Source organism: Terrabacter sp. P5_B1 (assembly GCF_056400505.1).
Genome location: NZ_JBFULD010000030.1, coordinates 1 through 19,558 on the forward strand (window position 1 = coordinate 1; position 19,558 = coordinate 19,558).

Genomic DNA, 19,558 nt, shown 5'->3' on the forward strand with positions numbered 1-19,558 from the left:
GACGAGGGCTGGGGTCACGCCTGGCACGTGCCGACGTCGCCGGCCCGCACCTTCGACGAGGCGGCCGCCGACATCGCGCGGTTGGCCGGCGTCAAGCCTCGTCGGGTACGCGTGCTGCCCCGTCCGCTCGGCACCGCCGCCGGGCTCGTCGTCCCCTTCATGCGCGAGCTGCGCGAGACCCGGCACCAGTTCGAGCGGCCGTTCGTCCTCGACTCGGAACTGACCCAGCGCACGTTCGGTCTCGAGCCGACGCCGTGGGACGACGCCCTGACGGCGACCATCGCCGCCCGGAGAGCAGCGAAGACGGGGCACGCGGCCACGGCGGCCTGACGCCGAGCCCGCCCGACGGCATACGCCATCGGGTCACTCAGCGGGTCACTCAGCGGGTCACTCAGCGGGTCACTCGGCGGCCGACCGGGGCGTCAGTGGGACTGCTGGCGGATCCGGTTGGTCAGCTCGGTGACCTGGTTGTAGATGGCGCGGCGTTCGCCCATGAGCTCGCGGATCTTGCGATCCGCGTGCATGACGGTCGTGTGGTCGCGGCCACCGAAGTGCTGGCCGATCTTCGGCAGCGACAGATCCGTCATCTCGCGGCAGAGGTACATCGCGATCTGGCGGGCCGTGACGAGCTGGCGCGAGCGGCTCGAGCCGCAGAGGTCCTCGAGGGTCACGGCGTAGTAGGCGGCCGTCACCGCCATGATCGTCGCGGCCGTCACCTGGTTCGGCGTCTCGTTGGGCAGCACGTCCTTGAGCACGATGACCGCGAGCGGCAGGTCGACGGCCTGGCGGTTGAGGTTGCTGAACGCCGTGACGCGGATCAGGGCGCCCTCGAGCTCGCGGATGTTGGTGCTGAAGTTCGTCGCGATGTACTCGAGCACGTCGTCCGGCACGGACATCCGGTCCTGGATCGCCTTCTTGCGCAGGATCGCGATGCGGGTCTCGAGGTCGGGCGGCTGGACGTCGGTGAGCAGGCCCGACTCGAAGCGCGTGCGCATCCGGTCCTCGAAGCCCGACAGCTCACGCGGCGGCAGGTCACTGGTGATGACGATCTGCTTGTTCGCGTTGTGCAGCGTGTTGAAGGTGTGGAAGAACTCCTCCTGGGTCTGCAGCTTGCCCTGGAGGAACTGGATGTCGTCGATGAGCAGGACGTCGACGCTGCGGTAGCGGTTCTGGAACGCGCTCGCCTTGTCGTCACGGATGCTGTTGATGAAGTCGTTGGTGAACTCCTCGGAGTTCACGTAGCGCACCCGCACATTGGGGAACATCGTCCGGGCGTAGTGCCCGATGGCGTGGAGCAGGTGGGTCTTGCCCAGCCCGGACTCGCCGTAGACGAAGAGCGGGTTGTACGCCTTGGCCGGGGCCTCGGCGACCGCGACCGCCGCGGCGTGGGCGAAGCGGTTGCTCGCGCCGATGACGAAGGTGTCGAAKGTGTACTTCGGGTTGAGACGCGTGTCGCCGGGCGAGCTCGGCTCGACACGCTGTTGCAGGCGCAGTGGCCCGCTCTCCCCGCCGCTGCGTGGGTCGGGGCCGAGCTCCATCCGCGTCTGACCGCCCGGGTATGCCGGCTGGTGCGGCTCGTCGAGGTCGGCGCCGTTCAGCGCGGGCGCGCTCTCGGCCAGGTCGCGCAGGGGGTTGTGGACGTTCGTCCCGTAGCCGCCTGCGCCGTTCTGGTGGCCGCCCATGCCGCCGGGCGGCGCGACTCGGGAGCTCCCGTGGACCGAGGCCTGGCCGCTGGGCTCGTCACTGATCATCCCCAGGTCGGTCTCGAGGCTCTCGTCGACCGACACCGCGAGCTGGACCGGGTGCCCGAGCTGACTGGCCAGAGCGTTGTGGATCTGCTCGCGGACGCGCTGCTCGAGGAAGTCCTTGGTGAAGGTGTTGGGTGCTCGGACCAGCGCGGTCTGGTCGAGCACGCCGACGAGGCGACAGAGCCGGACGAACGCGCGCTCCTGGTTCGACAGCCCCACCGAGTCGAGGGTGCCGAGCGTCTGCTGCCAGATCTGCGCGTAATCGACGCCTGTCTCGGCCACCTGATCCCACCTGCCCCTGAGTCATGTGTGTTGCACACTGTTGTGTCCCGGCTCGATTCGGCCCGAGCGGGAGATCGATGTGCCGGTCGGACGTCTTGGACGCGTCCGTGCCCGGTGAACGATGCCCTGTTGTCCACACGTTTGTCCACAGCCTGTGCATTGGGGTGGCGAGGATCGTGAAGACGAAAACCTACAGGCGTCGACGCGCGAAAGACAATTGAGTCGTCCACAGATCTCCGGCTCCGCGGCGTGTCGCCTTGCAATCGCCGTACGACCTCGGAAGATCGTCGGTTTGGTCCGCTCCTGCGTGGCGGCTCCGCCGGTTTGACCCTCGTTCCGCGGCTCCCGTATCGTTGACCGAGCGTGTCTGCGACCTCTTTCGCATGCCCATGGCCCCGAGCCCGGCCCAGCCGGAACAGCTCGACCCTCCACGGGCTTGCCGATTGCGGTCGCATCGGCCACCGCCAGCCCCAGAACGGGAGCCGGGCCGACGTCATCGTGATGTCGGAGCGGACCCTGCAACCTACGGAGAACCTCGTGAGCAAGCGCACCTTCCAGCCGAACAACCGTCGCCGCGCCAAGACGCACGGCTTCCGCCTGCGCATGCGCACCCGCGCCGGCCGTGCCATCCTCGCGGGCCGCCGTCGCAAGGGCCGCGCCGAGCTCTCTGCCTGAGCCGCCGGAGGCCGCGGCGTGCTGCCGGCACGTCACCGACTGCGTGAGCGGACGGATTTCACCACGGCAGTACGCGGGCCCGGCGCCAGCAGAGCAGGCGGGCGACTGATCGTCGTGCATGCCAACCGGACCGATGTGCGTGCGGATCATCCGCCGCGCGTCGGTTTTGTTGTGTCCAAGGCCGTCGGCAACGCCGTCGTGCGCAACCGGACGAAGCGTCGGCTGCGCGCCAGCGTCGCGGCCAGGCTGAGCGGCATCCCCGCCGGTCTCGACGTCGTCGTGCGGGCCAACCCCGCCGCCGCCACCGCCAGCTGGGACGAGCTCGACCAGGCCGTGGCCCGCCAGCTCGACAAGGCGTGCCGGCCATGAGCCCCACGGCCAACCAGGTGCTCGCGTCGCCGCTCCTGCTCGCGATCCGGCTCTACCAGCGGTTCATCTCCCCGCTCTCCCCGCCGAGCTGCCGCTTCCACCCCAGCTGCTCGGCGTATGCCGTCACGGCCCTGACCCGCTTCGGCCCAGTGCGTGGTGGCTGGCTCGCGCTGCGAAGGATCGGGCGCTGCAACCCCTGGAACCCGGGCGGGGTCGACCCCGTTCCGATGACGTGGGCCACCCGCAACGACGTGCGGCCCAAGGACTACCGAGCCCCCGACCTGCCCGAGGCGCCTGACACCGCCGACGCAGCCGGGGAGCACGACCACACCACCTGAACATCCGGCATATCGTTGCCGATCAGCGGTGAGCGGCCCGCCGCCCGCCCTACGACAGAGGAATGACGTTGATCGAGTTCTTCAACACCCTGCTCTACCCGATCAAACTCGGCGAAGCCTGGGTGATGTACGGCTGGCACGCGTTCTGGGAGTTCCTCGGGCTCACCGGGGCCTGGTCGGGCTGGGCCTGGGCGCTGTCGATCGTCGGCCTGACGGTCGTCGTCCGTCTCCTGCTCATGCCGCTCTTCGTGCGGCAGATCCACTCCTCCCGCCGGATGCAGCTCATCCAGCCGGAGATGCAGAAGATCCAGAAGAAGTACAAGGGCAAGCGTGACCCGGAGTCGCAGAAGGCCCAGCAGGCGGAGATCATGGATCTCTACCGGCGCACCGGGACCAACCCGTTCAGCAGCTGCCTGCCGATCCTGATCCAGAGCCCGTTCTTCTTCGCACTCTTCCAGCTGCTCAACAACCTCAAGGGCATCGCCGAGGGCACCCAGCAGCCGATCGGCCCGATCACCCGACAGGTCGCGCAGACGATCGAGACCTCGACGATCCTCGGGGCCAAGCTGTCGGACTCGTTCGTCCACTCCACCACGCTCAACGTCAAGATCCTCAGCGCGGTGCTCATCGTCCTCATGTCGGCGACGACGTTCACGACGCAGTACCAGCTGATGCGCAAGAACATGCCGGCCTCCGCGCTCGACAACCCCTTCGCGAAGCAGCAGAAGGTGCTGCTCTACCTGATGCCGCTCTTCTTCGCGTTCTCCGGCATCAACTTCCCCATCGGCGTCCTGCTCTACTGGCTGACCACCAACGTCTGGACCATGGGCCAGCAGTTCTACGTCATCCGCAACATGCCGGCTCCCGGGTCCGAGGCCGAGCGCGCCCGTCGCGAGCGCCTGAAGCGCAAGGGCAAGGACATGCAGGAGCTGACGGTGCCGGGCCTCGAGACCTCCGAGACCGTCCCTGACGACGCGTCCAAGTCAGGCCAGCGCCAGCAGCCCAAGGGCAAGAAGCGCGCGCGCACCCAGCCGAAGACCCAGCCGACCAAGAACCGTCGCTGAAGTTCGTCCACATACTTGTCCACAGTGCCATGGGCCTCTGACCTGCGGAAACGTAGTTTGTCCACAGACTGGCCCCGGTGAACGAAGGAGTTTTCATGAGCGACCCCCACGGCACCGACGTCGAGACGCCGGTCGACACCGCACCGCAGCAGCCCACCGAGCAGTCCACCGAGCAGTCCACCGAGCAGTCCCCTGCGGTGGGCGAGCCGAGTGAGGCAGCGGTCCCGGCCGACGAGACCGGCGCCGCGCAGCCCCGCCTCGAGGACGCAGCGGGTTCCGCCGATCTGGGCGACGACACCGGGGGCGAGCCGGGTGACGCGCCAGCCGGCGCCGACAAGGGCGGCAGAAGCGACAAGGGCGACAAGAAGTCACGGGTCCGTCAGCTCGAGCGTGAGGGCGAGGTGGCTGCGGACTTCCTCGAGACCCTCCTCGACATCGCCGACCTCGACGGGGACATCGACGTCGACGTCGACGGCGACCGGGCAGCCATTGCCATCGTCGACTCTGACGAGGGCCGTGTCCCGCGGCGTCTCGTCGGCACCGAGGGCAAGGTGCTCGAGGCCCTCCAGGAGCTCACCCGGCTCGCCGTCCAGGCCGAGACCGGCGAGCGCAGCCGACTCATGCTCGACGTCGCCGGGTACCGGGCCGAGCGTCGATCCGCGCTGGTCGAGCTCGCCCAGGCCGCCATTGCGGAGGTCAGCGACTCCGGCACGAAGCGCTCGCTGGACCCGATGACCGCTTTCGAGCGCAAGGTCGTGCACGACGAGGTTGCGGCCGCCGGGCTCGTCTCCGAGTCCGAGGGTGCCGAGCCGCACCGTCACGTCGTCATCCTGCCGGAATGAGAGAGGCCGTTTCACGTGAAACGGCACCTTGTTTCAGGCACCACCGCCACATGCACGAACCTAGGAGTGAGAGCGCGTGACTCACGGAGCTCTCGGCGCGGCTGATCCACCGTCGACTCCGCCTGCTGCCGCGGCGTTCTTCGGCGACAGGTTGGAGCTCGCGGAGCGCTTCGTGGCGATCCTGGCCGACACCGGGATCAGCCACGGCTTGATCGGTCCGCGCGAGACCCCTCGCCTGTGGGACCGTCACGTTCTCAACTGCGCGGTGATCCAGGAGGCGATCCCCCGTCGCGAGGAGACACAGCGGGTCATCGACGTCGGGTCGGGTGCCGGCCTGCCGGGACTTGCCGTCGCCATCGCCCGTCCGGACCTCGACCTCCACCTCGTGGAACCCCTGGCGAGACGCACCGGATGGCTCAGTGGAACGGTGGCACAACTGGGGCTGGCGAACGTCACCGTCCACACCGCGCGCGCCGAAGCCCTCTGGGACCGGCTCCATGCCCCTTGGGTCACGGCCCGTGCGGTGTCCCGCATCGTCCAGCTCGCCGAGTGGACCTTGCCGCTCCTCGACGCCGGAGGCAGCCTCCTCGCCCTGAAGGGGAGCCGCGCCGCAGATGAGCTGTCCGAGAGTCGCACCGCCTTGACGCGCCTCGGCGTCGTCGACGCCGGGATGGACGAGTACGGTGCCTCGGTGCTGGGCGAGCCGACGATCGTGCTCCGATGCACGATCGGAGACGTCGTGGACCGTCGACGTTTCCGCTCGCGTCAGCCCTCGAGTGCTGGATCTGCTCGCCGCCGGGCCGATCGGCCACGGGGTGCGCGACGCTCCGGCCCGGGAGTCGGCGACAAGCCGCGCGATCAGCGATGATCGTGCCCAGACCATTTCGACGGGCGATGCGTGCGGATCACTCCGCCGGTCGACCCTCAACCCCGGAGGTGCTGTCCCCGTGACGATGTCGACCAATCTGGGCTGGCCGAGCGAACCAGACCCGGAACCGGAGCACCGACGTCTGGGGTGGCTGGCCCGCATGATGAATGTTTCACGTGAAACGGACGAGGCGCCCTCGGGAGGTGTCGTGGCCGCTGCAGGAGCAACCGAYGCGCAAGGTGACGTGATCGCCCTGGAGACGCCTGCCGACGGCCCGGTCACCGACAGTCAGGTCTCGCTGTCCACCGCTGTGGACAATGCGGTGGACGAAGTCCCGACAACGCCCGCCTTTGAACGGGAAATCGTCGCATCGCAGGCTGGGGACAAGCCTGTGGATGACCGCACTGCCGACACTCAGGTGGACGACGACCGTGCTGACCGGGAAGCGCTCGCTGCTGCCATCCCGACGCCTGGCACGGACACACCCTTGGGGCGGGAGCTCGCCGACAACGCCCGGCGCCGGATCCAGCTCACGGGTCGCCGGTTCCCCAAGCCGGTCTCCCCACGCGTGCTCACGGTCGCCAACCAGAAGGGGGGAGTCGGCAAGACCACCACCACGGTCAACGTCGCTGCGGCGCTGGCGCAGTCCGGACTCAAGGCGCTCGTCATCGACCTCGACCCCCAAGGCAACGCCAGCACGGCGCTGGGGATCGACCATCACGCTGAAGTCCCGTCCGTCTATGACGTGCTCGTCGACAGCACTCCGTTGCTCGACGTGGTGCAGCCGTGCAGCACGGTCGAGAACCTGTTCTGTGCCCCGGCCACCATCGACCTGGCCGGCGCGGAGATCGAGCTCGTGTCGCTCGTCGCTCGTGAGTCACGCCTGCAGAAGGCCATCGCGGCCGCCGGCGAGGCGGGCCATGAGTTCGACTACATCCTCATCGACTGCCCGCCCAGCCTGGGCCTGCTCACCGTCAACGCCATGGTTGCCGCGAGCGAGGTCTTCATCCCCATCCAGTGCGAGTACTACGCGCTCGAGGGCCTGTCGCAGCTGCTCAAGAACATCGACCTGATCAAGCGTCACCTCAACTCGACGCTGCATGTGTCGACCATCCTGCTCACCATGTATGACGGGCGTACCCGCCTCTCGGCGCAGGTCGCCGACGAGGTGCGTGAGCACTTCCCCCAGGAGGTGCTCCGCACGACGGTCCCTCGCTCGGTGCGCGTCTCCGAGGCGCCCAGCTTCGGTGAGACCGTGATGACGTATGACCCTGCAAGCAGTGGTGCCCTCGCCTATCTCGAGGCTGCCGGCGAGCTGGCCGACCGTGGGGCAGCCGGACCGACGTGAGAGCTCGCTAGTCCTGGGAGCACCGTGCACAGGGTCGCCACCGTCACGTGGCGATCCTGTTTCACGTGAAACAGGACGACATCCTGAAGATCGGTGAGCACACGTGCGGGCGCGTGTTTCACGTGAAACCTGAGGTCCTGACGGTTGGACGGCTCCGAATGCCGGTAGATGCCCGGCCCCGGGTACACGGGGGACCACCATCGTGCACCTAGACTGGCCGACGGACGCGATGGCCGCGTTCGAGACGGTGAAGGGTAGTTGAATGGCGGAGAAGCGACGCGCACTGGGTCGAGGTCTCGGAGCACTCATCCCGAGCACACCCAGCGGAGGCGCCGGACGTCCGGTTGACGTCTTCTTCGCCGAACAGAAGCAGCCAGAACCACCTTCGGCCGAGATCTCGCACGGCGGCGCGCCGGTGCACTCCGACCCCTTCGTCCCGACGAGCGACCAGGCCGATGGGTCGACCTCAGCAGGTGAGACGTCAGGTGAGACGGCAGGCGGGACGTTGCGAGAGGCGTCGGAGGGCGACGCGAGTTCTGGCGCCGACGAGACGACCGCCAGCACCGGACTCGCGGTCGTGCCTGGCGCAGAGTTCGCCGAGCTCGACATCGACTCGATCCGACCCAACCCCAAGCAGCCGCGCACGGTCTTCGACGAGGACCACATGGCTGAGCTCGTGCACTCGATCCGCGAGATCGGCGTGCTGCAGCCCATCGTCGTGCGCCGCATCCCCGCCGACCAGCTCGACGAGGCGCAGGGGCGCACCTTCGAGCTGATCATGGGTGAGCGCCGGTGGCGCGCCTCACAGGCTGCCGGGCTCGGGGTCATCCCGGCGATCATCAAGGAGACGAGCGACGACGACCTGCTGCGCGACGCGCTGCTCGAGAACCTCCACCGGAGCCAGCTCAACCCGCTCGAGGAGGCTGCGGCATACCAGCAGCTGCTCGATGACTTCGGCTGCTCCCACGAGCAGCTCGCCACACGGATCGGCCGTTCCCGACCCCAGATCTCCAACACGCTGCGCCTGCTCAAGCTGCCGCCCCTCGTGCAGCGCCGTGTTGCTGCGAGCGTGCTGAGTGCCGGCCACGCCCGCGCCCTGCTCGGCATGGCCGATGGCGCCGCGATGGAGCGCATGGCCCAACGCATCGTCGCCGAGGGATTGTCGGTGCGCAACGTCGAGGAGCTCGTTGCCCTCGGCGAGGGCAACGACGCCCCCAAGGCGCGTCGCCCCCGCGCAGGGGCTCGTCATCCACAGCTCGATGAGCTCACCACCGGCCTCTCCGACCACCTCGAGACACGCGTCGCCATCGCCCTGGGGCAGCGCAAGGGCAAGATCACGGTCGAGTTCGCCTCGATCGAGGACCTGCGCCGCATCCTGGGCCTGATGGGCGTGCCCGCTTCCGACGAAACCGAGGCCTTCGGCACGTTCGGCTGAAATACGCCACAACCGCGGGGGTGCAGGAGGGAGGGGACGGCACGTGCCCGAGGGTCACACGATCCATGCGCTGGCAGACCGCCTGCAGCGCGCGTTCGGCGGCCACGAGGTGGGGGCGACGAGCCCCCAGGGCCGTTTCGCTGCCGACGCCGACCGATTGGACGGCCGGATCTTCGAGCGCGCGCAGGCGTGGGGCAAGCATCTCTTCGTGGAGATCGGCGATGCGACCCTGCACGTGCACCTCGGCCTCATCGGCATGTTTCCCGTGAAACATCTCGTCGGGGGCCACCCCTCACCCCCGGTCGGAGCCGTCCGGCTCCGTCTCGTGGGTCCGGATCACTTCGCAGACCTGCGTGGGCCGATGATCTGCTCGCTGGTCGACCGGGCAAGGCAGCGTGAGATCGTCGCCACGCTCGGCCCCGATCCGCTGCGACGTGGGCAACGGCCCGGTGCGGGCTGGGACCGGGTCCACCGGAGCCGGCGCACCGTTGCCGAGCTGCTCATGGACCAGTCTGTCGTGGCCGGCGTCGGGAMCGTCTACCGCTGCGAGGTGCTCCACCGCCTGGCCGTCGACCCCCTCACGCGGGGTGTCGACGTGTCCCCAGGGGTCTGGCAGGAGATCTGGGACGACCTCGTCCTCCTCATGCCCCTCGGACGCGCCTTCTCCCAGATCATCACGATGCCGGACCAGGTCGAGGAGGCGGTACGAGCGAGGGGGTCCGGTCGGGGCGGTGCGATCTCCCGACGTCTCACCGGCGAACGTCTCGGCGACACGTTCGACCGGCGGTTCCTCGTCTACAAGCGCAGCGGGCAACCGTGTCCTCGTTGCTCAAAAGCGTTGCAGGAGAAGGAGATTGCCGGGCGCAGGCTCTTCTGGTGTCCCAGCTGCCAGGTGCGGCACTGAGGTCCGCGCCAGGGGCGTGCGGGGCTCACCAACCACTGAACCGCGCGCGGGACAGCACCGGGATCTCCACGTAGTCGTGGCACCCGAGGATCGGGAGCAACAGCCGCGGCGGCTGGGGCATCCGGGCGTGGCCCTCGGCCTCGGCCAGGGATGCGGGAGCCCCGAGGACGAGCAGCTCGTCACGCAAGCGCATCCGACCGCCGCCGGCGGCGCGCAGGTTGGCCAGCCAGTCGACGTCGCTCCCGTACGTCAGGGCGATCGTCACGACGTCGCCGCGGTCGAAGGCCATGATCGGGATCCGGAAGGTGCGACCCGACCGGCGGCCGACGTGCTCGAGCTCGACGAACCATCCGTGCCCGGCAAGGTGCACGAGGATCTGGTTGAGGTACTTCTTGTTCAGCCGCGTGACGGCGTGAGGAATGGGCATCGGGAACCTCCGGTTCCACCCTCGCACCTCGTGCGACGTCGCGCAGGACGAGAGTTGGCGACTGCGCCTAGGGTGGCGCCATGGCCCTCACCGGATCCCGGCCGGCGCCGACGCACGTCATCGCGCACCTCTCCGACCCCCACCTCATCGCAGGCGGGGGTCTGCTTGCCGGCCGCATCGACACCGAACGTCAGCTGCGCAGGGCCCTGGGCCGGGTCGAGGCCTCGCGGGAACGTGTCGACGCCCTCGTCATCTCAGGCGACCTGAGCGACAGCGGCGACCCGGCTGCCTACTCCCTCCTGCGGGACATCGTGGACCCGGTCGTGGGCCGGCTCGGCTGCGCGCTCGTCCTCACCGGCGGCAACCATGACGAGCGGCGGCCGATGGCCCGGACGCTCTACGGCGTCGACACCGACGCGCCACAGGACACCGTGACGGACGTCCGTGGTCTGCGCATCATCGCCGTCGACTCGGCGGTGCCCGGCTATCACCATGGTGGCTTGTCCGATGACCAATATGCTTGGCTCGCAAGGGAACTGGCGACCCCGTCCCGCTACGGAACCATTGTCGTGATGCACCACGCGCCGATCTCCTACCGGTCACCGGTGATGCAGCTGCTCGACTTCGAGGCCGTCGACCGACTGCGTGACGTCCTGGACGGGAGCGACGTCCGCGCCGTGCTCAGCGGGCACCTCCACGTCACGAGCTTCGGCACGCTGGGGCGCGTGCCCGTCCTCGTCGCGGGTGGGGTCAGCTACGTCGACGACGTCGGTGCCCCGCGCGAACTGCTCATGGGCGTGGACGGGCCGCAGTCCTGGAACCTCGTCGAGGTGCACACGGACCAGGTCGTCGGCACCGTCGTGCCGATCGAGCGGCACGAGACCTGGCCGGCGCTCACGGAAGCGGTCATGGACTTCATGGAGACCGTTCCGGAGGAGGACCGACGTGAGGTCTTCTCACGCAAACGCACGTGAGCGGGGCGGACTTCCTGGGCAGTCGCCGTGTCGAGATGCCCCGATCTCGATCGACGCAGGGATGAGGGTCCCGACAGTGGGGCCACCTACGGCGAGGAGTCAGTGATGAGCGAGGTCGAGAAGGTCACGTCGGCGGACGGCACCACCATCGTCTACGAGGCCTACGGGTCCGGTCCGGTCGCGGTTGTCGTCGGGGGCGCATTCTGTGACCGTGGGTCCTTCCGCGACCTGGCGCAGGCGCTGGGGGAGCTGGGCCTGACCGGGGTGACATACGACCGTCGCGGCCGCGGTGACAGCGGTGACACCCAGCCCTACACCGTCGGCCGTGAGATCGAGGACCTCACGGCCGTCATCGAGGCTGCGGGCGAAACCGACTCTGATGCTTACGCTTTCGGCGTGTCCTCCGGCGGCGCGCTCGTCCTCGAGGCCGTCGCCGCCGGGGCTCCCATCAGCAGGGCATCGGCGATCGAGGTCCCCTACCGCACCGAGGCGTGGCCACCCGCCCCGGACGACTACATCGGGACGCTCGAGCGCTTCGAGGCGGCCGGTGACCGTGAGGGCATCCTGCGCTACTTCAACAACGTCGTCGTCGGGATGCCCGCCGAGATGGTCGAGGGCATGAAGGGCACACCGATGTGGGAGCCGATGCTCGCGCTGACCTACACCGTCAAGTACGACGGGCTCTGCCTCGGCGGCGACGACCAGGGCCTCCCCGCCGAGACGCTGCTCCGGGTCACCGTGCCCTTCCTCGCGGTCTGCAGCAGCGGCACGGCCATGCCGTGGTTGCACGACTCGGCCGGTGTCCTTGCCGACGCCCTGCCGGACGGTCGCGCGGTCGAGCTCCCGGGTGAGTTCCACCAGGTGCCCGCCTCAGTACTGGCCCCTGCTCTCGCGTCGTTCTACCTCACCTGACGCAGGCACCCCGGTGGGTTCCTCTGCAGCACAGGGGAACCCACCGGCACACGGTGTCGCTCCGTCAGCCGTCGAGCAGGGCGAGCACCGGGTTGTGCGCCGCGGGCACGACCTCGCGTGGCGGTCCCGGGGGAGTCCCGTCACCGAAGGGCGAGCCGCCGAGCTCCTCGCGTCCGTGCGGCGTGGCCCAGTTCTCGAGCGCGGGCCCGAGCGGTACGACGCCCGTCGGGTTCACGTCGGTGTGCACGACGTAGTAGTGCTGCTTGATGTGGGTGAAGTCGACCGTGTCGCCGAACCCGGGCGTCTGGAAGAGGTCGCGCGCATAGGCCCACAGCGCCGGCATCTCGATGAGCTTGCTGCGGTTGCACTTGAAGTGGCCGTGGTAGACGGGGTCGAAGCGCACGAGCGTCGTGAAGAGGCGCACGTCGGCCTCGGTGATGTGGTCGCCGACGAGGTAACGGCGCGTCGTCAGGCGCTCCTCGAGCAGGTCGAGGTTGTCCCACAGCCGGCGGTACGCCTTGTCGTACGCCTCCTGGGTGCCGGCAAAACCGCAGCGGTAGACACCGTTGTTGACGTAGCGGTAGATCGGCTCGCTCACCGCCTCGATCTCGTCGGCCAGGGCGTCGGGATAGAGGTCGGGGGCGCCCTCGCGGTGGAACTCGCGCCACTGCGTCTCGAGGTCGACGGTGATCTGCTTGAAGTCGTTCGTCACGACGGCGCCCGTCGGCACGTCGACGATCGCCGGGACGGTGATGCCGCGGGGGTAGTCGGGGTCGCGCTTGAAGTACGCGTCCTGGATGCGCGGGATCTGCAGCACCGGGTCGAGGCCGCCCGGGTCGAGGTCGAAGGTCCAGCTCCGCTTGTCGTGCGTCGGGCCGCAGATCCCCATCGAGAGGGCATCCTCGAGCCCGAGGAGGCGTCGCACGATGATGGCGCGGTTGGCCCACGGGCAGGCGCGCGCGACGACGAGACGGTAGCGCCCCGCCTCGACGGGGAAGCCGTCGCGCCCGTCGGCCGTGATCCGGGTGGTGATGTAGTTCGTGTCGCGCTTGAAGTTCTTCTCGACGTAGGTGCCCGGCTCGCTCATGCGCCCACCCTAATTCGGTATGCCGCGTGGCCGGGGAACGCCGTCGCGCGCACCGGGCGTGACACGGCTGCCCCGGGGTCATGGTGCGACCGGCGGCGAGCGGGCCAGAATGGGGTCATGAGGGCCGTCAGGAGACATGATGCGTGAGCTCCGGCCCCTGACCCCCGACCGCGTCGCGGACCTCGTCGGGGCGTGCGCTCCCTGCACGTTCTGGCAGACGGTGCCGCGCAACGGCCATGCGGACCCGCGTGAGCCGGGAGAGCTGCTCCTGGACTGGGTCGAGACGGTCACGGCCGACTGGGGCCCCCCCGGCCGCGTCGCCTACGTCGACGGCGAGCCGGCCGGTCAGGTGCTCGTCGCGCCGGCGCGGTACGTGCCCCGGTTGGCGGCGTTCGCGACCGCGCCGTCCGACCCGTCGACCCTCATGCTCCTCACGGCGACGACCCTGCCGGGCCACGCCGACCGTGGCCTGCGCAAGGCGCTCGTGCAGGCGGCGGCCAAGGACGCCCTGCACCACCGGTCACGGTCGCTCGAGGCCGTGGCCGCGCGTCCGCTCGCCGTCTCGAGACACGCCTGCGTGCTCGACGCGGCCTTCCTCGAGAAGGTCGGTTTCCACGTCGAACGCGACCACCCGGCATACCCACGGCTCCGGATGGAGCTGCGGACGGTCGTCACGTGGCGCGACGAGGCGGCGGCGGCGCTGGCACGCGCGCTGTCACGCGTGCCGGGGATGCGCCCCGTGCCCGAGACCCACCCGCACGGCTCCAGCCACGCGCACGTCACCCACCGCGACTGACCGGTGCGGCTCGCGCCGCACCGGTCACCGAGCTGTCGGCGGACACCTGCTGCGCGCGCATGGTCTCGAGGTGGCGGCGGAGGTCGTCGAGGCGCAGCACACCGGTGCGCGAGGTGTCGGCCTCGCCGAGGTAGACGCGCTGGAGAGCCACGACGACGGCCTCGGCGACGTGGTCGAGGACCTGGGGGCTGGCCAGCGACGCGGCGTCCCCCTCGTGGCTGAGGTAGCCGAAGTCGAGGCGCACTGCCGGCATGCGCGTGCGACGCAGCAGCGGCCAGGTGCGGGCGTGTGACCGGCAGTCCGTCAGGCCGGTGCGAGCGACGACCTCACGCAGGAGCAGGTCGGCGAAGCTCTCGCCGATGACCGACCAGTCGCCGTGCCCGGGGTTGTCGGGATGGCCGTAGAAGTAGGTCGACGCCCCGTGGGCCGAGCCGGACGCGGTGTGGTCCGTGTGCAGCGAGAGGACGAGGTCGGCCTCGCACGAGTTCGCGAAGGCCGCACGCTCCTCGTCGGTGCCCCCGTCGGTCGCCTCCGTGCGCGTGAAGACGACGCTGACGCCGTGGGACGACAGCCGCCCCTCGATGCGGCGCGCGAGGTCGAGGGCGAGGTGTGCCTCGGCGAGTCCCCGGTGACCGTGGGCGCCGGAGTCGCCGCCGCCGTGGCCGGGGTCGAGGACGATGGTGCGCCCGCTCAGGCTGTAGCCGCCGCGCCGGATGTGCTCCCGCTCGCGCAGGGCGTTGGCGGATCCGCCGCTGACGGAGCGCCGCAGGCCCGCGAAGGCGCGCATCGTCTCCGGACCGACCGTGCCGTCGGGCACCAGGCCCACCGCGGCCTGGAAGGCCCGCAGGGCGGAGTCGGTGCTCGGTCCATGGAGACCGTCGACCTTGCCGGGGGTGAAGCCGAGCTCGGCGAGGCGGGCCTGCAGGGCCACGACGTCGTCGCCCTCGATGAAGTGCTCGGGCAGGTAACGCAGCACGCGGTCACCGAGGGTCCAGCGCGCACCGTCGAGGACGGCATACGTGGACCGTCCGACGACGCCGTCGACGATGAGCCCGCGACGCTGCTGGAAGGACTTGACCGCCTCCTCGACGCGCTCGTCGTAGACGGGCTCGCCGACGCCGGTGAGGTCGCCGGAGAGGACGAGCCGTTCGCACACGGCGGCCACGGCGGGGCCTGAGTCGCCGCGCCGGAGCACGACTGACTGCTGGGGGGTCATCTGGCTCCTTCCTCGGAGGGCTCCGAACGGGTCGCGGGGGCTGTGCGTCGGTCGGGGGTGGTCGGGCGCCGTCTGCAGCGTAGTACGCCGAAGGGGTGGCACCGTGACGGTGGACCACCCCGACGGTCGTGACCTGCTGGTCAGCCGATGAACTCCTCGAGCTCCCGGAGCAGCTTGGGCTTGGGGTGCGCGCCGACGATGGTCTTGACGACCTCGCCCTTGACGTACACGTTGAGCGTGGGGATCGACACGACGCCGTAGCGGGCGGCGGTGTCGATGTTGGCGTCGGTGTCGAGCTTGACGACCTCGATCTTGTCGCCGTACTGCTCGTTGATCTCCTCGAGGATCGGGGCGACCTTGCGGCACGGGCCGCACCACGTCGCCCAGAAGTCGACGAGCACGGGCTTGTCGCTCATGAGGACGTCGTCGGCGAAGGTGGCGTCGGTCGTGTTCTTCAGTGCCATGGGGAATCCTTCTCGGTGTGCGGCGGGGCTGGCTGGGTCGAGCGGGCTGGTGGCGTTGGGTCGAGGCTAGGCGTCGGCGCCGACGGTGGCGCGCACGTCGGGGATCTCGCCCGAGTCCGTCTCGTCGATGACGGCCGCCTCGGCGGCGGCCTCGGCGGGCGTGGCGGTGTCCTCGAGGGCGGCGAGGTAGTGCTCGGCATCGAGGGCGGCCGCGCAGCCGGAGCCTGCGGCCGTGACGGCCTGGCGGTAGGTGTGGTCGACGAGGTCGCCGCACGCGAAGACGCCGGGCAGGTTGGTACGCGTGGAGCGGCCGTCCACGAGCACGTAGCCCGCGTCGTCGGTGTCGACGACACCCGTGACGAGCTCGTTGCGGGGGTCGTGGCCGATCGCGACGAAGAGACCGGTGATCGCGAGATCGCGGATCTCGCCGGTGACCGTGTCGCGCAGCRTGACGCCGCTGAGCTTGCCCTCGCCGTGGATCTCGGCGACCTCGGAGTTCCACGCGAAGCGGATCTTGTCGTTGCCGTGGGCGCGGTCCGCCATGATCTTGCTGGCACGCAGGGCATCACGGCGGTGGATGATCGTCACGGTGCGGGCGAACTTGGTCAGGAAGGTCGCTTCCTCGATGGCCGAGTCGCCGCCGCCGACGACGGCGATGTCCTGGTCGCGGAAGAAGAAGCCGTCGCAGGTCGCGCACCACGAGACGCCGTGGCCCGACAGCTCCTTCTCGCGGGGCAGACCGAGCTCACGGTAGGCGGAGCCCATCGCGAGGATGACCGAGCGGGCGCGGTGGACGGTGCCCTCGCCGTCCGTGACGGTCTTGACGTCACCGGTCAGGTCGACTGCGGTGACGTCGTCGGTGACGAGCTCGGCACCGAATCGCTCGGCCTGGGCGCGCATCCCGTCCATGAGGTCGGGGCCCATGATGCCGTCCTTGAAGCCGGGGAAGTTCTCGACGTCGGTCGTGTTCATCAGCGCGCCACCGGCGGTCACGGCGCCCTCGAAGACGAGGGGCGCGAGGTTCGCGCGAGCGGCATAGACCGCCGCGGTGTAGCCCGCGGGGCCGGAGCCGATGATGATGACGTTGCGGACGGTGTCCGGACGGGACATGTGGGCTGCTCCTTGTGACGCTTCTCGTGTCGTGACCGCTCGACCAGCTCGGTGACCGACAGGGTGCCGGTGCTGCGAGCGGCCACGAGCCGCATAGGCCTCAACCGATCCTAGGTGGTCGTTGTTCCCACGCGCGGCAGCTCACGGCCGCCGGCCCTCACCGGACGGGCGTGGGGCCCTCGAGCACCCCGGGGGCACCGGTCGTGCAGCTGCGCTCGACCGCCCAGGCGGTGCTGACGCCCGCACGGGTCACGACCACCACGACCGCGGGGTGTCCGTCGAAGGTCGCGAGATCGGCCGACACCGCCTCGGGCGCCGAGTCGGCGCTGTCCCGGGCACCGATCGCCCTCAGGCACGACTCCAGGCCCGTGGGCGTGGCGATGGGACCGATGGCCGGCGACTCGGCTGCCAGGTCGCCGATCGGCTGACCGGGGTGGTCGAGGAGCGCTCTCGCCTGCGCGGCGAGGTTCCCGGGGGAGTATGCCGTCGTGCTGAGCTGGATGTGCACGCCGGGCGTCGTGGCCGGGGGGCCGGACGAGGCACCCGATGGGGACCTCGGTGCGGCACTTGACGGGGCACTCGACGGCGACGCGCCGGCGCCCGAGCTGTAGGTGTCGCCGATGGCCGCCGCCCCGTTCGGTCGCTTCGTCAGGTGCAGGGCCGAGGCGCCCACGGCGACGACGGCGACTGCAGCAGCGACCGCGGCTGCGAGATAGATCGGCTTGGGCCGTTCGGCGCGCGACGGCATCGCGAGCACCGTGCCGCCTCCCGGCCGTGGGCCACCGCCCGGGCCGGCCGAGCCGCCTTCCGGGCCGCCTTCCGAGCTGCCTTCCAAGCTCCCGCGTGCGAGCGGGCCCGGGTCGACGCGCAGCCGGGCGGCATCCAGCAGGGCCCGGGAGATGCGCTCGGACACGTCGGCGGGCATCGGACCGGGGTCGGGCGCGTCGGCGAGCAGGTCACGCACCCGGGCGTCGAGGTGGGCATCGATGTGCGGCTCGGGGCCCTCGTCCTCGATCTCGGGACCGAGGGCGGTGGCGGCCGGCGCGGTCGGGTCGTGCCGGTAGGGGATGTCGAAGGGTCGGTCGTGCTCAGGGGTGTTCGCGGACTCGTCCACCGATGTGGTCCTTCGGGCAGAGCGTGCAGTGGTCGTACGGGCAGGCAGGGGTGTGCCGGTCGCCGCGGATTCGACGGCCCCCTGTGGCCGTCGGGTTCCCCGGGATTCAACCATTGTTCGGTGGGGAACTCGTGCGGCTCGTGCGGCCCGTGCGGGGGACGTACCCCGATCAGTCCTGCTCGACCGGGCGCACGCCGGGCGTCAGTCCGAGGTGCTGCGCCAGGGCAGCCCGCCCCCGCGCACAGCGGGACTTGATCGTGCCCTCGGCCACGCCCAGGATGACGGCGGCCTCGGCGACGGGCACCGCGTGCATGTCGACGAGGACGAGCGCGGCACGCTGGCCCTCGGGGAGCCGGGCGAGAGCCTCCTGGATGTCGAGGCGCACCTCGGTGGAGGCGTGGTGGTCGTGCCCGTCGGCGAGGTCGTACTCGAACAGCTCGGTCGTCGGCCGGCGCCGGCGCAGCCGGTCGAGGCAGGCGTTGACGACGATGCGGTGCAGCCACGTCGTCACGGCCGCCTCGCCGCGGAAGGAGTCGGCGCGGCGGAAGGCGGCGATGAAGCCGTCCTGGACGCAGTCGGCGGCGAGCTCGGGATCGCGGACGGTGCGCAGGGCGACGGCCCACATCCGGTCCTTGTGCCGGCGGAAGAGCTCCGCGAAGGCATGGTCGTCGCCGTTGACGTGCAGTGCCAGCAGCTCCCGGTCGCTCAGGTCGGCGATCGGAGCGGCATCCCCCGAGCTCACGGTCAGCGCACCGTCACTTCACTGATCTGCGCGCGGTAGTGGTTCGCAGCCTCGGCGGGCGCCGCCTTGGTCACGAGGATGATGATCTTGCTGGCCGGCCGGATCTCGCCGGTGGCCTTGATGACGACGGTGCCGTTGGCATTGGTGGCCGAACCGATCTTCTGGGCGCCGTCGAGCGACTTGGTGGAGGCGGAGTCGGTGGCGTAGACCGTGACGTCCTGCGCGGCGCCCAGGACGAGCTGGACCTCCTTGACGGCCGTGGGGGCGCTGAGGTCGAGAAGGACTCCGACCCCGGCCTTGTTGCCGTTGAAGCTGTCCGAGCCGTACCAGCGGGAGCGCCACTCGGTGCCGGGGTTGCCGTCGTGGCTGAGCTTGACGTTCTGGTCGGTCTCGGTGCCGTCCTCGGGGTCGAAGCCCGTGCCTCCGACGACGGCGACCGGCGCCGCCGCGGGAGGCGCCTGGGTCGTGGTCGGCGGCGCCGGCGTGGACGTGGTGGGCGGCCGGGTGGAGCCCGCCGCGCGGGTCTGGGTCACCGTTTCCGGTGCGGGCGTGCCGTCGTGCTGGCCGATCTTCATGACGTTGCCCACCCCGATGAAGAGGGCCACGAGCACGAGGACGCCGACGATCGCGAGGGCGATGCGTGACTGGGTGCCGCTCGGAGCCTCCGGGGCGTCGCGCCCGAAGACCGGCACCGGCGGCTCGAGACGAGCCGGGGGGGCGTCCTCGAGGGCGTCGACCAGGTCGATGTCCTCGCCGCCGAACCTGTCGTCGAACGTGTCGTCGAAGTCATCGTCCACGTCGCCTTCACGGGTGGCCCGACGCTCGGCGGCTCGGGCCGCCGCC

21 protein-coding genes and 1 pseudogene are annotated in these 19,558 nt (G+C 70.1%); 13 read left to right on the top strand and 9 right to left on the bottom strand.

Going from position 1 to position 19,558, the window contains the following annotated elements; translation table 11 throughout:
- Positions 1 to 330 (top strand): annotated as a pseudogene (locus tag AC1DP0_RS04035) (NAD-dependent epimerase); the annotation flags it as partial.
- 92 nt (positions 331 to 422) lie between these two features.
- On the opposite strand, the gene dnaA reads toward AC1DP0_RS04035, so the two are convergent.
- A complete protein-coding gene (dnaA, locus tag AC1DP0_RS04040) occupies positions 423 to 2,030 on the bottom strand; it encodes a chromosomal replication initiator protein DnaA (RefSeq protein ID WP_478082597.1) in 1,608 nt (535 codons plus the stop codon).
- A 537-nt stretch (positions 2,031 to 2,567) separates the two neighbouring features.
- On the opposite strand from dnaA, the gene rpmH reads away from it, so the two are divergent.
- From rpmH to AC1DP0_RS04085, 9 genes are all read left to right on the top strand, one after another.
- Complete coding sequence (rpmH, locus tag AC1DP0_RS04045) at positions 2,568 to 2,705, top strand: 50S ribosomal protein L34 (protein ID WP_028051105.1); 138 nt, start codon at positions 2,568 to 2,570, stop codon at positions 2,703 to 2,705.
- An 18-nt stretch (positions 2,706 to 2,723) separates the two neighbouring features.
- On the top strand, positions 2,724 to 3,074 hold the full coding sequence (gene rnpA, locus AC1DP0_RS04050) for a ribonuclease P protein component (RefSeq protein WP_478082598.1): 351 nt from the start codon (positions 2,724 to 2,726) through the stop codon (positions 3,072 to 3,074).
- A complete protein-coding gene (yidD, locus tag AC1DP0_RS04055; RefSeq protein ID WP_478082599.1) occupies positions 3,071 to 3,412 on the top strand; it encodes a membrane protein insertion efficiency factor YidD in 342 nt (113 codons plus the stop codon). The genes rnpA and yidD overlap by 4 nt, the downstream gene beginning before the upstream one ends.
- A gap of 62 nt (positions 3,413 to 3,474) precedes the next feature.
- The gene (yidC, locus tag AC1DP0_RS04060; protein WP_478082600.1) at positions 3,475 to 4,476 is read left to right on the top strand and encodes a membrane protein insertase YidC; all 1,002 of its coding nucleotides are present in this window, start codon (positions 3,475 to 3,477) and stop codon (positions 4,474 to 4,476) included.
- Between the two features lie 95 nt (positions 4,477 to 4,571).
- Positions 4,572 to 5,318, top strand: a complete 747-nt coding sequence (locus AC1DP0_RS04065) for a Jag family protein (RefSeq protein WP_478082601.1) — start codon at positions 4,572 to 4,574, stop codon at positions 5,316 to 5,318.
- A 76-nt stretch (positions 5,319 to 5,394) separates the two neighbouring features.
- Complete coding sequence (gene rsmG / locus AC1DP0_RS04070) at positions 5,395 to 6,186, top strand: 16S rRNA (guanine(527)-N(7))-methyltransferase RsmG (protein ID WP_478082602.1); 792 nt, start codon at positions 5,395 to 5,397, stop codon at positions 6,184 to 6,186.
- Positions 6,095 to 7,534 carry a ParA family protein gene (locus AC1DP0_RS04075; RefSeq protein ID WP_478082603.1) on the top strand — a complete coding sequence of 480 codons (1,440 nt, stop codon included), beginning with the start codon at positions 6,095 to 6,097 and terminating at the stop codon, positions 7,532 to 7,534. The genes rsmG and AC1DP0_RS04075 overlap by 92 nt, the downstream gene beginning before the upstream one ends.
- 262 nt (positions 7,535 to 7,796) lie before the next feature.
- Entirely contained in the window at positions 7,797 to 8,969 is a 1,173-nt protein-coding gene (locus tag AC1DP0_RS04080; protein WP_478082604.1) for a ParB/RepB/Spo0J family partition protein, read from the top strand.
- A 43-nt stretch (positions 8,970 to 9,012) separates the two neighbouring features.
- A complete protein-coding gene (locus AC1DP0_RS04085) occupies positions 9,013 to 9,873 on the top strand; it encodes an Fpg/Nei family DNA glycosylase (RefSeq protein ID WP_478082605.1) in 861 nt (286 codons plus the stop codon).
- A gap of 25 nt (positions 9,874 to 9,898) precedes the next feature.
- Here AC1DP0_RS04085 and AC1DP0_RS04090 read toward each other — a convergent pair whose 3' ends face one another.
- Positions 9,899 to 10,300 carry a PNPOx family protein gene (locus AC1DP0_RS04090; RefSeq protein WP_478082606.1) on the bottom strand — a complete coding sequence of 134 codons (402 nt, stop codon included), beginning with the start codon at positions 10,298 to 10,300 and terminating at the stop codon, positions 9,899 to 9,901.
- An 80-nt stretch (positions 10,301 to 10,380) separates the two neighbouring features.
- On the opposite strand from AC1DP0_RS04090, the gene AC1DP0_RS04095 reads away from it, so the two are divergent.
- Together AC1DP0_RS04095 and AC1DP0_RS04100 are read left to right on the top strand one after the other, a co-directional pair.
- On the top strand, positions 10,381 to 11,274 hold the full coding sequence (locus tag AC1DP0_RS04095; RefSeq protein ID WP_478082607.1) for a metallophosphoesterase: 894 nt from the start codon (positions 10,381 to 10,383) through the stop codon (positions 11,272 to 11,274).
- Between the two features lie 105 nt (positions 11,275 to 11,379).
- Complete coding sequence (locus AC1DP0_RS04100) at positions 11,380 to 12,186, top strand: alpha/beta fold hydrolase (protein ID WP_478082608.1); 807 nt, start codon at positions 11,380 to 11,382, stop codon at positions 12,184 to 12,186.
- A 64-nt stretch (positions 12,187 to 12,250) separates the two neighbouring features.
- Here the strand turns inward: AC1DP0_RS04100 and AC1DP0_RS04105 are convergent, their stop codons facing one another.
- Positions 12,251 to 13,273 (bottom strand): glutathione S-transferase family protein, encoded by a 1,023-nt coding sequence (locus AC1DP0_RS04105; protein ID WP_478082609.1) that lies wholly within the window; start codon positions 13,271 to 13,273, stop codon positions 12,251 to 12,253.
- A 139-nt stretch (positions 13,274 to 13,412) separates the two neighbouring features.
- Here AC1DP0_RS04105 and AC1DP0_RS04110 point away from each other — a divergent pair, with 139 nt between their 5' ends.
- Positions 13,413 to 14,069, top strand: a complete 657-nt coding sequence (locus AC1DP0_RS04110; RefSeq protein WP_478082610.1) for a GNAT family N-acetyltransferase — start codon at positions 13,413 to 13,415, stop codon at positions 14,067 to 14,069.
- Here AC1DP0_RS04110 and AC1DP0_RS04115 read toward each other — a convergent pair.
- From AC1DP0_RS04115 to AC1DP0_RS04140, 6 genes are all read right to left on the bottom strand, one after another.
- Positions 14,053 to 15,285, bottom strand: a complete 1,233-nt coding sequence (locus AC1DP0_RS04115; protein ID WP_478082611.1) for an N-acetylmuramoyl-L-alanine amidase — start codon at positions 15,283 to 15,285, stop codon at positions 14,053 to 14,055. The two genes, AC1DP0_RS04110 and AC1DP0_RS04115, sit on opposite strands and share 17 nt — an antisense overlap.
- 140 nt (positions 15,286 to 15,425) lie before the next feature.
- The gene (gene trxA, locus AC1DP0_RS04120; RefSeq protein ID WP_478082612.1) at positions 15,426 to 15,749 is read right to left on the bottom strand and encodes a thioredoxin; all 324 of its coding nucleotides are present in this window, start codon (positions 15,747 to 15,749) and stop codon (positions 15,426 to 15,428) included.
- A gap of 66 nt (positions 15,750 to 15,815) precedes the next feature.
- Positions 15,816 to 16,859, bottom strand: a complete 1,044-nt coding sequence (trxB, locus tag AC1DP0_RS04125) for a thioredoxin-disulfide reductase (protein ID WP_478082613.1) — start codon at positions 16,857 to 16,859, stop codon at positions 15,816 to 15,818.
- A 157-nt stretch (positions 16,860 to 17,016) separates the two neighbouring features.
- Complete coding sequence (locus AC1DP0_RS04130; protein ID WP_478082614.1) at positions 17,017 to 17,973, bottom strand: hypothetical protein; 957 nt, start codon at positions 17,971 to 17,973, stop codon at positions 17,017 to 17,019.
- 169 nt (positions 17,974 to 18,142) lie between these two features.
- Entirely contained in the window at positions 18,143 to 18,715 is a 573-nt protein-coding gene (gene sigM, locus AC1DP0_RS04135; protein WP_478082615.1) for an RNA polymerase sigma factor SigM, read from the bottom strand.
- Positions 18,716 to 18,717: 2 nt separating this feature from the next.
- Positions 18,718 to 19,558, bottom strand: an 841-nt coding sequence (locus AC1DP0_RS04140) for a hypothetical protein (RefSeq protein WP_478082616.1), incomplete at its 5' end; no start/stop codon positions are given.

Bases quoted from the DNA above. Each gene is read 5' to 3' on its own strand.
- AC1DP0_RS04095 (WP_478082607.1), top strand. From the start codon at position 10,381: ATGGCCCTCACCGGATCCCGGCCGGCGCCGACGCACGTCATCGCGCAC.
- AC1DP0_RS04065 (WP_478082601.1), top strand. From the start codon at position 4,572: ATGAGCGACCCCCACGGCACCGACGTCGAGACGCCGGTCGACACCGCA.
- AC1DP0_RS04100 (WP_478082608.1), top strand. From the start codon at position 11,380: ATGAGCGAGGTCGAGAAGGTCACGTCGGCGGACGGCACCACCATCGTC.
- AC1DP0_RS04105 (WP_478082609.1), bottom strand. From the start codon at position 13,273: ATGAGCGAGCCGGGCACCTACGTCGAGAAGAACTTCAAGCGCGACACG.
- yidC (WP_478082600.1), top strand. From the start codon at position 3,475: ATGACGTTGATCGAGTTCTTCAACACCCTGCTCTACCCGATCAAACTC.
- AC1DP0_RS04115 (WP_478082611.1), bottom strand. From the start codon at position 15,285: ATGACCCCCCAGCAGTCAGTCGTGCTCCGGCGCGGCGACTCAGGCCCC.
- yidD (WP_478082599.1), top strand. From the start codon at position 3,071: ATGAGCCCCACGGCCAACCAGGTGCTCGCGTCGCCGCTCCTGCTCGCG.
- trxA (WP_478082612.1), bottom strand. From the start codon at position 15,749: ATGGCACTGAAGAACACGACCGACGCCACCTTCGCCGACGACGTCCTC.
- AC1DP0_RS04090 (WP_478082606.1), bottom strand. From the start codon at position 10,300: ATGCCCATTCCTCACGCCGTCACGCGGCTGAACAAGAAGTACCTCAAC.
- AC1DP0_RS04110 (WP_478082610.1), top strand. From the start codon at position 13,413: ATGCGTGAGCTCCGGCCCCTGACCCCCGACCGCGTCGCGGACCTCGTC.
- AC1DP0_RS04080 (WP_478082604.1), top strand. From the start codon at position 7,797: ATGGCGGAGAAGCGACGCGCACTGGGTCGAGGTCTCGGAGCACTCATC.